This is a genomic window from Pseudomonas turukhanskensis (genome assembly GCF_027922365.1).
GTDB classification, from domain to species: Bacteria; Pseudomonadota; Gammaproteobacteria; order Pseudomonadales; family Pseudomonadaceae; genus Aquipseudomonas; species Aquipseudomonas turukhanskensis.
The window spans coordinates 272,504-286,138 of the sequence record NZ_BSFN01000003.1 but is presented as its reverse complement, the minus strand read 5'-3'; the positions used below and the strand labels follow the sequence as shown (position 1 = coordinate 286,138).

Sequence of the window (13,635 nt, the reverse complement as noted above, 5' to 3'; positions counted from 1 at the left end):
ATTTAGCGTTTCCTGAGTCATCGGCCTCTCCCTGGCTTCTGAGCATAGTCACTCCCCGGCCGTCGTTTAAGCACGAGCGACGAAAACAGCTACTCTGAAAGTCGCAAGGCCTTGGCTGACTGGAGATGGACTGACGCAGGAACCGCGCATGAACGACGTTTTAAACACGCCCGAGGTCATCCGCTACACCGTGCTGCTGGTCGACGATGAAGTGGCAATTCTCAATAGTCTCAAGCGCTTGCTGCGTAGCCAGCCTTACGATGTGCTGCTGGCTGAAAACGGCCAGCAGGCATTGGAGTTACTCGACAAACGACCCGTAGACCTGGTCATCTCGGACGCCCGTATGCCGACGATGGACGGGGCTACCCTGCTGGCTGAAATACATCGGCGCCACCCCGACACCCTGCGCATCCTGCTGACGGGTTACACCGACATGACGATGTTGGCCAAAGCCATCAACGAGGGCCGCATTTATCGCTACATCAGCAAACCCTGGGATGACGATGAGCTGCTACTAACCCTTAAACAGGCATTGTCCCACCAGCACTCGGAAAAAGAGCGCGTGCGCTTGGAGCAGCTGACACGGGAGCAGAAAGACGCGCTGGTGCAGTTGAATCTGACCCTGGAAAAGCGCGTTGAGGCGCGCACTGGCGAACTTCAGCAAACCGCTGACATGCTTGACCTCGCCTATGAGGAGCTAAAGCGCAGTTATGTCGTCAGCACTGAAGTCTTTTCGCTGCTGATCAACCAGCGCCTACCCAAGGGCAAGCAAACCAACAAAACCCTGATCGAGCTGGTCAGGGCCTGCTGTTCGGCCAACCTTGTTGAAGCGTACCTGGCGCATGACCTGACAATGGCCGCCGCGCTATACAACGTGGGCAAGCTGAGCTGGTCAGACAGCATGCTCAGCGCCCCCTCGGACATGCTGCACAGCCACGACCGTGACAAATACCGCAGCTACCCGGGGACCAGCGAATCGCTTCTGATGTCGCTTGAACCCATGCAGGACGCCGCACGGCTTATACGCCACCATCAAGAGCACTGGGACGGCGGCGGCTTTCCCGACCGCCTCAAAGGCACGGCGATACCGGTGGGTTCAAGACTTTTGAAACTGGCGGTCGACTTTGTTGAGCTCCAGTGCGGCCTGGTTCTGGAGCGCAGCATGAACCGTGATGAAGTCATCATGTACCTGCGCAAATATGGCGGTCGCCTCTACGACCCGGACATGGTGGAGCCGTTTATCCAGGTGTGCGCCTCCTACCTCACCGATATCACGTTGGCCGATCCCTCGGTCCAGGGGTTGGGCACTCGCGACCTGAAAAACGGCATGGTGCTAGCCCGCAACCTCAATGCCGATAACGGCATGTTGTTACTCAACGCGGGCAAAGTGATGACAACGCCGCTGGTGGATAAGCTGATTGCGTTCGAAGCGATGGAAGGTGCCCGGTACACGGTGTTTGTTCGCACTCCGGAACCTGCGCCGGCTTAACCGGTGGCACGCGTGCGCTGAACATGGCCAAGCAGGCGAGGCGCGTAATTCAGGAGAACATAAAAAGACTGCACGACCCGTTATTGCCAATTGGCGAGCGGAACCATGGAAAACGCGAGTAGCGTCGCTTTTGGTCAGCAATTTGCGCATGCCTCCACATTCCCTGATCAGCGTTCCCCTTACGCCCAAAAAGCAGTCGACAGATGTGTGCGTTCGTCGCTTCATGGGCTTCTGAATCCCTTCCTGCCTGAACTTGCCGACGGGTAAGGTGCATGACCCCTTACAACGCGCTGACCAACTTTGAACACCGCGGCTGCGTGGTTGAGAACGGTCAGCCTGGCCAAGCAGCAGGACGCTGCTCGCTCGCCAGTCGGATTTGCGCGTCTGCCGGCTCCCCCACAGTTTTCTTCGTGGAGCCTGGAAGGCTGTGCGTTAGTCGCCGATCAACGGCAAAGTCACCGTAAATACACTGCCTTCGCCGGGCCCCGGACTGCTTGCGCTTACGGTTCCGCCATGTCCGGTTAGCAGTTCGCGCACCACCGTCAGGCCAATACCCAATCCCGCACCGTTAAAGCCGATAGCGTGGGTATCCTGGATAAAGGGGTCGAAAATATGCGGCAGCGCACTGGGGGTAATGCCGATGCCGTCGTCGCTGACGGTCAGGGTGAGCACCGACTCGGATGCACTGACAACCAGCCTGATGGCGCCGCCATCCGGGGTGTACTTGGAGGCATTGCTCAGCAGGTTGCTCATTATCTGGGCCAGACGCACGCCGTCGCCATTCACCCTGAGCGGGCCAGGCGGCATGCTGAAATGGAACTGCTGTTGGCGTTTATCAATGAGCGAGCGGACGGCATCGACTGCTTCGTTAATGGTGTCAGCCATATCCATCCGCTCGCGATCCAGACGCATTTTCCCGGTGTTCGCGCGCGAGACATCCAACAGGTCGTCGATCAGGCGGGAAATATGCATCACCTGACGCTCGATAATCTGCTGCATACGCGGCAACTCCTCGGCCTTCACCCGCCCTAGTAACCCGGCGGTCATGGCCAGGGGGGCGAGAGGATTGCGCAGTTCATGGGCAACCATTGCCAAGAGGTTGTTCTGCTGGCGGTGGGCGTGCTCGGCCGCCGATTGCAACTGTTGCGCGTTCAACACGGCCAACACCAACTGTTCGTTGGCTTCACGCTGCTGACGGCCCAGCCGCTCATGTTCGGCCAACGCATTGTCGTAGTGACCGAGCAACGCTTGTGGGCGCGACGCAGCTTCAGCATTGCCATCGTCACCCTCCGCGGCCGCGGGGGGTGCTGTTGCACCGCCGTGATCTTTGGCCCGATACATTGCCGCGTCTGCGCAGTCGATCAGTGCCTGAGGGTCTTCGCCATCGTCGGGGTACAGGCTGATGCCAATGCTGCCGGTCAGGCGCAGCACGTTATTACCGATGATGCAGGGCGTTGCCATTGCGTCGATGATTTTCTCGGCCACCAGCAACGCGTCTGAACGTTGCGAGATGTCAGCCAGCAACACCAGAAACTCGTCGCCCCCGTAGCGGGCCACCGTGTCGACTTCGCGTACGGCACCCGTCAGGCAATGCGCGGTTTGGATCAGCGCCTCATCGCCCACCGAGTGACCGAGTGTGTCGTTGATGAGCTTGAACTCATTAAGGTCCAGAAACAGCAGTGCCAGCCCCCCGGCGCGCCGCTTGGCACTCGCGATCGCCTGCACGATGCGCTCGGCAAACAGGCTGCGATTGGGAAGCCCTGTGAGCACGTCAAGTTGGGCCGTCTGTGCCAATTCAAACAGCTCGCGACTGGCTTGCTCGGCATCGGTCCGGGCTGACAACGCAGCCACCATCAGGTTGGCGTTGGCTTCGCGCAGTTGCTCGGTTTGGTTGCGGTGCTTCAGATGCTGTTGCGTGGTGAGCAATTCTTGCTCTAGCAGCGCCAAGGCTATACGGGCCTCGTGAGTGCGCTCATTCACCAATGCCAGCTCGTGGTTAGCTTGCTCCAGAGTTTTGCTGCTCGGGCCGGTGATCACTGGGCGGACGCAAGCGCAACAGCGCCCGGCGCCGTGCTGGCTATTTGCCGAGGGCTGGGGCTGAGCAGGCCTTCCATATCCTGTGCCATTTCGCCCATCTGAATGCCCTCGTCGTTTATGCGGTACAGCCGCAACTGGTCGGAGTGCGGGCTGCAACGCACCTTGACTACCGCCATCACACGCAGCAATTGGCTGCGCACTTCCACGTAGCGCTGCACAATGATGGCATCGGTCAAGAACGCCGTGCCGTAAGGGCTGAAGCGCAAATCTGTATAACGGTCTTCCAGTTCGGAGGTCATCATCACCGTCACGCCGGTTGCGGCAAGGGCACTGACCAGGCTGGCCAACGACGAGCGGAAGTCTTCACGAAAGGTGGGCGCCAGGGATAATTCGAAGCCCGACAGCGAGTCGATTACCACACGGCTCGCACCCACGCGTTTTATCTCCGCAAGCAGCAGGTGAATGATCTCTTCGATCGACAGGTCCGGCGCCCGGCTGTCCACCAGAGAGACCAGCCGGTCTTTGATCAACACGGACAACAGCGGATTCTGCAAGTGGTCGGCGCGTTGCTCGAATACCGCAATCACACCCTTCTCACCCAGGCGTGCGCCCTCGGCGAGGAAGGCAGCAGCCAGAATGCTTTTACCCGAACCCGAGGGGCCCGCTACCAGCAGGGAATAGCCAACCGGTATACCGCCGCCGAGCATCTCATCCAGTATCGCAACCCCACTGGAAAGCCGTGTTGCAGGGCCTGGTCGGGGTAGTACGGCTTGTGTAATGGCTGGGGAAAATACCTTGATGCCGGCCTGGTTGATACGAAACGAGTGCAGCCCCGGCAAGGTGGGCTGGCCACGCATTTTCATGACTTCCATCTTGCGCACCATCGAGTTACGCAGAACGCTCTGGCGTAACCAGATCAAGCCATCGGCCACGGTAAAAATCGGATTGCTGTCGTTTTCGTTGAAGTACTCGCCGATCAAAAACGTTGTGGCCTGCCACGTCGTCATCAGCATGCCCAACTGCTGAACGAACTGCGGAAGGTTGTTGTTGGGGTTGCTCTGCGTCTGGCTCGCCAGCACGACAGACCGGAACGAGTCGACGAACACCAGCGAGGGCCCGCAGCTTTGCACCTCCGCCACGATACGCCGCAACACCTCATCAAGATCGCCGGACTGGGTGGCGTCGGCCAGATTGATGTAGCGAATAGATTGGTTCACCGCCTCGCTGTTGAAAAAATCGAATTGCTGCTGGTAACGCAACATCTTCAACGGCGGTTCGCCTAGCACGGTGAAATACAAGGCCGGACGCTCGGCCGTAGCCAGGGCAAACATCATTTGATGCGCCAGGGTAGTTTTGCCGCAACCGGGAGGGCCGGCGATCAAGTTGAACGAGAACTCTGGCAGTCCGCCACCGAGCACCTCATCTAACCCTGGCACGCCAGTGCGCAAGCGGTTTATGACCACTTTTGTGGTTGGGTCAGGGCTGGTCATATCAAGGTGTCCTGCGGAGGTAGGCCGCACAAGGAATTTTCCCACGCACAGCGAAGCAGGCGTTCGGAGAGCGAAGCGCCAATCAGCGACGTCAGCAGTTGATAGAGGGTTTTAAGCAAGTCGCTTCCACACGACCTGATGGCGTCGCAGTCGTGCAAAAGCAACGCCGAGCGCAATGGCGCCAGGTCGAGGCCGATCGCCAGGTTAGTGGTTTTGCCGGGCAAATCAGACAGGTGCGGATAACGAGAAGCGCAAAGAAATACGCTGCGTTGGTACAGCGCAGCGACCCCGTGTTCACCAATGACAGGCGTCAGGGCGTCGGCGACTTCTGCCAGGGTAGCCAGAATGGCCTCGACAGCAGCTGTAATGCTGGGGTCTTCGCCAATTCGTGCCATAGCCCTGGGTGCAACCCTTGCGTTGTTGTCGGAGTCCATGGAGCCAATCACTTAGTCAGTGCGCTTTAGCCTCCTGTCGGAGCAACAACTCCAGATTGCAGGTAAACAAGGCAATTGCAGTCAGCCTTGCATGGGCGCTGTGATGGGGTCTGTGCGGTAGACCGCTTAGCCAGGTCGGTGCTGGCGCCTTGCAACGCTGCCAGGTGGAGGCTGAGGCACAGCCGCTGGCTGCAGATGTGCAACCTCGGCCCCGCTGAAACGCTCGCAGTGATAAGGGGCCTTCGGGCAAACCCGAACGGCCATGATCAACGCCCCTTGCGCTACTCAAACTGCGGCAAGCCGTCCTCGACCGGCCACCAGTTCGCCTTCGACGCCATATGAAAATGCGCCTCAGGCTTTACTGACACCGGTTCATTGATCAGCCCGACCCGCACGCGCAACACGCCGGGCAAGGTGTCTCGCTTGCTATAAACAGGCGAGCCGCAGCGGCTGCAAAACGCCCGCTGTTTGCCGGGCGAGGATTCGAAAATGCTGATGAGTTCGGCGCCACGTTGCAGATGGAACGCGGCAGCGTCGATGGGCGAATTGGTGGCAAATGGCGTGCCCTGCGCCTTGCGGCATTGCGAGCAGTGGCAGACCTGGATGGGCGCAAGTTCGCCCTCGATACGAAACTGAACGCCGCCGCATAAACAATTGCCGGTGTACATGGTTGCCTCCCGCATACGGTGCCTGACGAAGGCCCAACCCTACGATGCTCTTGGCTTGCGCGCACCGATTTTAGCTAGTGGGCTCGCGCAGCCTGTTCAAGCATCGCGCCCCTGACTCAATCCTTCGCTTGCGACAGCGGCCTGGCCACCGTCTCCAGCGCTTGCCGCTCCGCTGCCACGCCCCAGATCGCTTGCACCAGCGCGGCCATGCACATAAGAGCGGCGCCAATCAGGTAACCGATAAACAGGCTGCTGCGTTGCTGGGTTTCAATCAGCTCGCCAAACAGGGTCGGGCCGATGATGCCGCCCAGCCCCGTGCCAAAGGCGTAAAACACCGCGATGGCCAGGGCGCGGATTTCCAGCGGGAAGGTTTCGGCCACGGTCAGGTACGCGGAACTGGCGGCGGCTGAGGCGAAGAAGAAAATCACCATCCAGGCAATCGCCTGTTGGGTGACGTCGAACCAGCCTTGCTGGAAGGCATAGCCACTGAGCGCCAGCAACACGCCAGACACCGCGTAGGTGGCGCTGATCATCACCCGTCGCCCCACCACATCGAACAAACGGCCAAGCAGCAAAGGCCCGCAAAAGTTACCCAGCGCTAGCGGCAATACGTACCAGCCCACATGCTCGGCGGGCACCTGGTAGAAGTCGGTCAGCACCAGCGCGTAGGTGAAGAAAATCGCGTTGTAGAAAAACGCCTGGGCGGTCAGCAACGTCATGCCCACCAGGGCGCGGCGACGGAAGCTCACGAACAGGGTGTGAAAGATCTCGCCCAATGGCGTGTGGTCGCGCGCGTGCAAGCGCAGGGGTTTGCTGGTGACCGCAGGCAGCTCATGGCCCTGCTCACCCAGGCGTTTTTCAATGCCTTCGACAATGCGCTTTGCCTCGTCGGGCTGGCCGTGAATCAGCAGCCAGCGCGGGCTTTCCGGCAACCACAGGCGCATGACCAGAATCACCAGCCCCAGCACCGCACCAATACCAAAACACAGGCGCCAGCCCAGGTCGCCGCCGACGGTTTGCGGGTCGAGCAACACAATGGCCCCGCCCGCTCCCAGCGCGGCGCCGAGCCAGAATGTGCCGTTGATGGTGAGGTCTACCCACCCGCGATAACGCGCCGGAGTGAATTCCTGGATGGTCGAGTTGATCGCCGTGTACTCGCCGCCGATGCCCATGCCGGTGAGAAAACGGAACAACAAAAAGCTTTCCAGGCTGAAGGAAAACGCCGTGGCCGCCGTGGCGCCGACGTACAGCCAGAGGGTAATAAAGAACAGCTTGCGCCGCCCCAGCCGGTCGGTGAGCCAGCCAAACAGCAAGGCACCGAGCACGGCGCCAGCGATATACACACCGCCGGCCAGGCCGATGTCGAAGTTGGTCATGTGCAGGTCAGGGCTGTCTTTCAGCGCCCCCGACACGGAACCGGCCAGGGTGACTTCCAGGCCGTCGAGCAACCAGGTAATGCCCAGGGCGAACACCAACAGTGTATGGAAGCGACCCCAGGGTAATCGGTCCAGCCGGGAAGGAAGATCGGTTTCAAAAACTTCGCCGGGTTGGTACGCATGCCCCTGTTGCTTCGCCATCGCTACGTCCTTTAGGTAGTGTCCTAACGGTTAAGAGCGGGCGTGGTGATGGGGAGTTCAGGTGATCTTTGCGCCGGGTTGCTGGAGTCGGTGGAGCAACCGAAACGTTTCAACCCCATGAACGCTACAATGCACCCCGCACCGATCCCTCCCATCGGCCACGCCCGGAGCCTGATTTTCAATGTTCACCCTCGTTCACCTGGACACCCCGCCGCCCGAAGCCTTGAAAAGTCAGGTGCTGGAGATGGTGGTGGATTACTTCAGCGACATCAGCCCGGTGCCGCTCACGCCCAGCAACCCGCTGTATCAGCTGTACCAGTACGTGATCGGCTTTGAGGTGCACCTGTATCTGCAGGCCATGGACAGCACGCAGCCCCATACCGCGCGGTTGCTGTTGGCGCTGGACGATGAAGACCCGTCCCAGGTGCTCGGCTTCGCCCTGTACCTGCCGAGCGAGGACGACACCGAGGCCTGCACCCTGGCTTATATGGCGGTAAAAACCAGCCATCGCCGACGCGGTATCGCCAGGGCGTTGTTGCAGCAAATCACGGCGCGCCGCCCCCATCTCGAACTGGCGTGCGCCACCGCCAAGGTGCCGACTTTCGAAGCGCTGGGCTTACAGGTGGTTACTGCCCAAGGCCCGCACGTGGTGTTAAGCACCCGTAATTACCGCTCCGCCGGCATGGTGGCAGTGCAGGACCTCGCGCCGATCTACCAGTCCCAGGAAGTGCGGCAGATTCATGCGTATCTGCTCAAGCAGAACGGCAACAAGGCCATGAGCGAAGCCGAGAGCAAACGAGATCGTTTGCTTGACCAGATGGCGTATCAGGCCGAGATGCTGGTGAAAGAGCGGTTTCCGACGATTCATTGATACGTGGCCCGCTACTCAGGCAAACGCCGCGATGAAAATTCCTGACGGGCCCGCCGGCACGCCCGCCAGCGCCTGGCGAAATACAGTAGCGCTGTTTTCGTCAGAGCCCGCCGCCATGCCTATCGCCGCCAACACCCTGTGGACCGAACAACTGCCGCGCAGTCTGGCCCGTGAACCGTTGCGCCAGCCCCTGGAGGTGGACGTGGCGATTATCGGCGCCGGTTTTACCGGGTTGTGGACGGCGTATTTTCTCAAGCGCCAGGCGCCGCACTTGCGCATCGCGGTGTTCGAACAACAGACCGTGGGCTTTGGCGCCTCGGGCCGCAATGGCGGTTGGCTGCTTGGCTGCTTGCTGGGTGAGGAGCAATTTCTTGCCGGTGTGGGCCCGGCGCAAAAAGCGGCATTGCGGGCGCTGCTCAAGGGCATTCCGGATCGGGTGTTCGAGGTGTTGCAGCGTGAGGGCATTGAGTGCGGCTTTCGCAAGGGCGGCGTACTGACTTGCGCGGCGCGCTACCCGGAGCAGCATCAACACCTGTGCGAAGAACTGCGCCGCCTGCATGCCGCTGGCCATAGCGAGGCGGACTATCGCTATCTCACGGCCAGCGAGTTGAGCGAACAGGTGCGCATGGCCGGCGCCTATGGGGCCATCTATTCACCCCATTGCGCCACCGTGCAGCCGGCGCAGTTGGTGTCGGGCTTGGCGGCGGCAGTCGAGCGGTTGGGCGTCAGCGTGTATGAGTACAGCCGCGTCGAGCAATGGCGCAGCGGCCAGCTCACGGTTGCCGGGCACTCGGTGCAGGCCGGTTGGGTGGTGCCTTGTGTGGAAGGCCACGCGGCGGACTGTCCGCCGCTGGGGCGGTATCAATTGGCGGTGCAAAGCCTGCAGATCGCCACTGAGCCAATGGCCGCAGCGCAGTGGGACGAAATCGGGCTGGCCGACGGCCAGGCAGCCCATGAGTGCAGCCGGCAAGTCACGTACTTTCATCGCACCCGCGACGACCGCCTGGTGTTCGGTGCCCGCGGCAGTTACCGCTTTGGTGGGCGTTTACGCGAGAACTTTCAGCTCAGCGCCGACGAGCTGAGTTACCGCCGGCGCCTGTTGCTGGAGCTGTTTCCGCAGTTGACCGGGGTGCCTATCAGCCACGGCTGGGGCGGTAACCTGGGCATGACCCGGCATTTCCGCCCGTACATGTTGTGCGACACCAGCAGCGGCTTTGCCAGTGCCGGCGGCTACGGCGGCGAAGGGGTTGGGGCGAGTTTCCTGGCTGGGCAAACCCTGGCCGACTTGATACTGCAGCGCGACACCCTGTGCACCCACGCTCCGTGGGTAACGCGCCAGCAAAACCTGAGCAAAACCCTGCGCCGCTGGGAGCCGGAGCCCTTGCGGTGGCTGGGCTATAACGCAGTGATTGCGGCATTTACCGTGGAAGACAATGTGCTCGCCAACCCGACCAGCGCGCCGTGGCGGCGGCGCCTGGTGAGCGCGGTGGCCGGTGGCGTCAGCGCGCTGGTGTCGCCGGAGTTCAAGGCGGGGTGAGCTGGCGTTTTCCGGCCAGTTTCACGCCATGCGGTGCTGTTCGCGCCAGCGTGACGGCGCCAGGCCATGGTGGTTTTTGAAGGCTCGGGAAAACGCCGCCAGGTCGTTATAGCCCAGGGCGTCTGCCAGGCGCGTGAGGTCCATGGTCGAGGCATGCAGGTGCCAGCTGGCGAGCTGCATTTTCACCTCTACTACCAGCTGCTTGAAGCTGAGGTTCTCGGCCAGCAAGCGGCGTTGCAAGGTGCGCGGGTGCAGGCCGAGCAGCGCGGCAATGTGTTCCAGCGAGTGCAGGTGCAGGCCGAGGGTTTGGGTAATCAGGGTGCGCACCTGCATCTCCAGGCTGTCGTGCAGACTGGCCAGCAAGTCGCGCAGGTAGTCGTCGATACGGGCCTGGGCTTGGGATGACAGCGGCTTAACCGGTAGGGTCATCACGCTGCCTGCGAATACCAGGCAGTCGTGTTCCTGATTGAACAGCACCTCGCAACCAAAATGCTGGCGGTAGGCTTTTTCGGCGGCCAACGGGCTGTGGCTGAACTCGACCCGCAGCGGCCGCACCTCGGGGTTGCCGCATATTTCGCGGGCCAGGCGCGCGCAGGCAGTCACGGCCATTTCCCGGTATTGCTGGGCGTGCTCGGCGCCGTAAAAATGTTCGATACGCCGCAGGTATACGTGCCCGCCGTGCTGTTGCAGCCGCCAGTGCTCGGCCTTGTTGTGCAGGGCCATATAGCGTTGCGCGGCAGCGAAGGCGGCTTGCAGGTTGGGCTGGGCGCACAGCAAGGTGCCGAGCAGACCGAGCATTTCGATGCCTTGGTGGCCGGCTACACGCATGCCCAGGTCTGGGCAGGCCAGGCGTTCTGCGCCGCGGGCTAGCAGTTGAATGACTTGATGGCTGCCCAGCAGAAAATCACCGTCGCGCAGTTGCGCCAGCGTCAGCCCGGCCTCGCACAGCAGGCGCTGCAGGTCACCGCCCAGGCGCGTCACTTCCGCTTCATAGCCGGTCAGGCTGGCACTGCGCAGTTCGTAGTGAATGGTCATGGGCGCTCCCGCTGATTGCGCAACCATGGCGAATTTGTCGTGTTATGACAAGGAATGCACCTAACAACGTCCTAATCTGCCATCGCTCCCCTCCCCCAAAAAACTACAAAAACAAGCAATGAGGTGAACCATGGCTATGTACGACATCGTGATTCAGGGTGGCCGTTACTTCGACGGCACAGGCGCCGCAGCCGCCATCCGCAGCGTGGCGGTAAAAGACGGCAAGGTGGCGCTGGTGAGTACCACGCCCATCGATGAGGGCCTGGCCGAGCGGGTGATTGCCGCGCAAGGCAAATGGGTGATGCCGGGGTTTATCGACAGCCACACCCATTACGATGCCGAGCTGATTGTGGCGCCGGGCCTTAGCGAGTCGGTGCGCCATGGTGTAACCACCGTGCTGGTGGGCAGTTGCTCGCTGTCGATGGTGTGCTCGGCGCCTGAAGATGCCTCCGATATTTTTACCCGCGTGGAAACCGTGCCACGGGACAAAGTGCTGCCCATTTTGCAGCAGCACAAAACCTGGAATACGCCGGCGCAGTGGGTGGAGTTTATCCGCCGCCAGCCGTTGGGGCCGAACTTGGTGAGTTTTCTGGGCCACAGCGATTTGCGCGTGGGCGTGATGGGCTTGCACCGTGCCACCGACCGCCAGGTAAAGCCAAGCGAGGCTGAAATGCAGCAGATGGAAGGCGTGCTGGAGCAGGCGCTGGATGCCGGTTTTCTCGGCCTTTCCACCATGTGCCTGAAGTGGGACAAGATTGACGGCGACCGCGAGTGGTCCAAAAGCCTGCCCAGCACCTATGCGCACTGGAGCGAGGTGCGGCGTCTGAACGCGCTACTGCGCAAGCGTGGCAGGGTTCACCAGGGCGCGCCAAATGCGGCTAATCCGTTGCAGGTGTTGCAGTACCTGGGCCAGGCCATGGGCGTGCTGCGCAAGCCACTGAAGACCACGCTGATTTCCATGCTAGATCTCAAGGGCAACCGCACCATCGCGCCCATGGCGCGGCTGTCGGCCTGGTTTACCAATCTGTGTGGCGGCGACTTTCGCTGGCAGCTGTTGCCGACCCCTTTCAAGATTTACGCCGATGGCATCGACGTGGTGCTGTTCGAAGAGTTTGGCGCCGGGGAAATGGCCCTGGACCTGAAGGACGCTGTAGCGCGCAACGCCCTGCTCAAAGATGAAAATTACCGCCGCACCTTCCGCAAGTTCTACGCCGAAAAACTCTCGCCACGGGTGTGGCAACGCGACTTCGGCGACGCGGTGATTCTTGGCTGCCCGGAACAACAACTGATCGGCCGCAACTTCGCCGAGGTGGCTGTAGAGCGTGGGCTGCATGTGGTGGATCTGTTTCTGGACATGGTGGTGGCCTACGGCACCGAGTTGCGCTGGTACACCGTGATCGGCAACCACCGTCAGGATGTATTGCGCAAGATGGTGTGCAACCCCAACACCCTGATTACCTTCTCGGACGCCGGCGCTCACCTGCGCAATATGGCGTTCTACAACCTGCCGCTGCGTTTGTTGAAACTGGTGCAGCAAAGCCATGGCGAGGGCCGGCCGATCATGACGTTGGAGAAAGCCATCCACCGCCTTACCGGCGAGCAAGCCGATTGGCTGGGCATTGATGCCGGGCGGATTCGAGAAGGCGACCGCGCCGATATTGTGGTGCTCGACCCGCGCGGGTTGCAGCAAGACCTGGAGCGTGAAAGCTGGGCGAATATGGCTGGTTTCGATATTCCGCGCATGGTCTGCCGCAACCCCGGTTGTGTGTCCCATGTACTGATCAATGGACGCCTGGCGGTAGACGATGAAGAGGTGGTTGCGCCATTAGGGCTGGAGCATGGCTACGGGCGCTTTCTCGCTGCCCATTAGCGGCTCGAGGACGGGCATCGAAGGTTCCTCGATGGGAAGGCTTTCGTTGTCCAGATCGATAAAGTTATGCAGTTTTATTGCACCTTCGGGAAAGCGCACAACCACCTGCGATTGCCCGCCCATGGCCTCGATATGGCGGCGCAACGTGGCGATGTAGATGTCGGTGTGGCGCTCCATTCTGGCCACGGCCATCGACGGCATTTTCAGTTGTTTTGTCAAGCTGAGGTGCGACTGGCTGATGGCAAGCACGATCCGGGCTCGGGCTTCGGCACGGGCTTGTGAGGGCGGCAGGGGTTTGGACCTGCGGATGGAATATTTGCTGGTCATGGAAATAGGCTCGCAACGAAAGGAATGAAGCCGCGAGCCTAGCCGATGGCCGGGGGTAAACATGAGCAAACAACGCCTGCCGTATAGTGGGATTGGCCGCGTCGTGTTGTAAGACCGACCTGCGGAGGTTGGAAGTTGACGAGCTGTTAAGGCTACTGCGGGGCCTCGTCATCCAGATCGGCAAAGTTGCTGATGCGCACGGGGCCTTGCGGCAAGTGGGAAGGTCGCTACCGTGGCGTGCGATGCGATAGCAAAAAAGCCAGACAGCAAAACGCCTCCCGAAGGAGGCGTTCTGGTTAC

The 13,635-nt window shown here is 60.9% G+C and carries 11 protein-coding genes; 4 read left to right on the top strand and 7 right to left on the bottom strand.

The window, feature by feature from the left end; all coding sequences use genetic code 11:
* Positions 1 to 148: 148 nt before the first annotated feature.
* On the top strand, positions 149 to 1,489 hold the full coding sequence (nosR, locus tag PKE98_RS07690; protein WP_271194679.1) for a response regulator c-di-GMP phosphodiesterase, NosR family: 1,341 nt from the start codon (positions 149 to 151) through the stop codon (positions 1,487 to 1,489).
* Between the two features lie 432 nt (positions 1,490 to 1,921).
* On the opposite strand, the gene PKE98_RS07685 is transcribed toward nosR, so the two are convergent.
* The 5 genes from PKE98_RS07685 to PKE98_RS07665 all read right to left on the bottom strand — a co-directional run bounded on the left by PKE98_RS07685 (position 1,922) and on the right by PKE98_RS07665 (position 7,695).
* Positions 1,922 to 3,469, bottom strand: coding sequence for a diguanylate cyclase domain-containing protein (locus PKE98_RS07685; RefSeq protein ID WP_271194678.1), 1,548 nt, complete (start codon positions 3,467 to 3,469; stop codon positions 1,922 to 1,924).
* Between the two features lie 53 nt (positions 3,470 to 3,522).
* Positions 3,523 to 5,016: an ATPase domain-containing protein gene (locus tag PKE98_RS07680; protein ID WP_271194677.1), complete on the bottom strand. Its 1,494-nt coding sequence runs from the start codon at positions 5,014 to 5,016 to the stop codon at positions 3,523 to 3,525.
* Entirely contained in the window at positions 5,013 to 5,411 is a 399-nt protein-coding gene (locus tag PKE98_RS07675) for a hypothetical protein (protein WP_271194676.1), read from the bottom strand. The genes PKE98_RS07680 and PKE98_RS07675 overlap by 4 nt, the downstream gene beginning before the upstream one ends.
* 320 nt (positions 5,412 to 5,731) lie before the next feature.
* On the bottom strand, positions 5,732 to 6,118 hold the full coding sequence (locus PKE98_RS07670) for a GFA family protein (RefSeq protein WP_271194675.1): 387 nt from the start codon (positions 6,116 to 6,118) through the stop codon (positions 5,732 to 5,734).
* A gap of 116 nt (positions 6,119 to 6,234) precedes the next feature.
* Entirely contained in the window at positions 6,235 to 7,695 is a 1,461-nt protein-coding gene (locus tag PKE98_RS07665) for an MFS transporter (protein ID WP_271194674.1), read from the bottom strand.
* Positions 7,696 to 7,876: 181 nt separating this feature from the next.
* Between PKE98_RS07665 and PKE98_RS07660 the strand changes: the two genes are divergently transcribed.
* Together PKE98_RS07660 and PKE98_RS07655 are read left to right on the top strand one after the other, a co-directional pair.
* Positions 7,877 to 8,566: a GNAT family N-acetyltransferase gene (locus tag PKE98_RS07660; protein ID WP_271194673.1), complete on the top strand. Its 690-nt coding sequence runs from the start codon at positions 7,877 to 7,879 to the stop codon at positions 8,564 to 8,566.
* 115 nt (positions 8,567 to 8,681) lie between these two features.
* Positions 8,682 to 10,103, top strand: a complete 1,422-nt coding sequence (locus tag PKE98_RS07655) for an NAD(P)/FAD-dependent oxidoreductase (RefSeq protein ID WP_271194672.1) — start codon at positions 8,682 to 8,684, stop codon at positions 10,101 to 10,103.
* 21 nt (positions 10,104 to 10,124) lie between these two features.
* Here PKE98_RS07655 and PKE98_RS07650 read toward each other — a convergent pair whose 3' ends face one another.
* The gene (locus PKE98_RS07650) at positions 10,125 to 11,138 is read right to left on the bottom strand and encodes an AraC family transcriptional regulator (protein WP_271194671.1); all 1,014 of its coding nucleotides are present in this window, start codon (positions 11,136 to 11,138) and stop codon (positions 10,125 to 10,127) included.
* Between the two features lie 130 nt (positions 11,139 to 11,268).
* Here PKE98_RS07650 and PKE98_RS07645 point away from each other — a divergent pair, with 130 nt between their 5' ends.
* Complete coding sequence (locus tag PKE98_RS07645; RefSeq protein ID WP_271194670.1) at positions 11,269 to 13,008, top strand: N-acyl-D-amino-acid deacylase family protein; 1,740 nt, start codon at positions 11,269 to 11,271, stop codon at positions 13,006 to 13,008.
* Here PKE98_RS07645 and PKE98_RS07640 read toward each other — a convergent pair.
* A complete protein-coding gene (locus tag PKE98_RS07640; RefSeq protein WP_271194669.1) occupies positions 12,964 to 13,335 on the bottom strand; it encodes a transcriptional regulator in 372 nt (123 codons plus the stop codon). The two genes, PKE98_RS07645 and PKE98_RS07640, sit on opposite strands and share 45 nt — an antisense overlap.
* Positions 13,336 to 13,635: the final 300 nt, after the last annotated feature.

Coding starts and splice junctions, on each gene's coding strand:
- nosR (WP_271194679.1), top strand. CDS start 149: ATGAACGACGTTTTAAACACGCCCGAGGTCATCCGCTACACCGTGCTG.
- PKE98_RS07680 (WP_271194677.1), bottom strand. CDS start 5,016: ATGACCAGCCCTGACCCAACCACAAAAGTGGTCATAAACCGCTTGCGC.
- PKE98_RS07675 (WP_271194676.1), bottom strand. CDS start 5,411: ATGGCACGAATTGGCGAAGACCCCAGCATTACAGCTGCTGTCGAGGCC.
- PKE98_RS07670 (WP_271194675.1), bottom strand. CDS start 6,118: ATGTACACCGGCAATTGTTTATGCGGCGGCGTTCAGTTTCGTATCGAG.
- PKE98_RS07665 (WP_271194674.1), bottom strand. CDS start 7,695: ATGGCGAAGCAACAGGGGCATGCGTACCAACCCGGCGAAGTTTTTGAA.
- PKE98_RS07660 (WP_271194673.1), top strand. CDS start 7,877: ATGTTCACCCTCGTTCACCTGGACACCCCGCCGCCCGAAGCCTTGAAA.
- PKE98_RS07655 (WP_271194672.1), top strand. CDS start 8,682: ATGCCTATCGCCGCCAACACCCTGTGGACCGAACAACTGCCGCGCAGT.
- PKE98_RS07650 (WP_271194671.1), bottom strand. CDS start 11,138: ATGACCATTCACTACGAACTGCGCAGTGCCAGCCTGACCGGCTATGAA.
- PKE98_RS07645 (WP_271194670.1), top strand. CDS start 11,269: ATGGCTATGTACGACATCGTGATTCAGGGTGGCCGTTACTTCGACGGC.
- PKE98_RS07640 (WP_271194669.1), bottom strand. CDS start 13,335: ATGACCAGCAAATATTCCATCCGCAGGTCCAAACCCCTGCCGCCCTCA.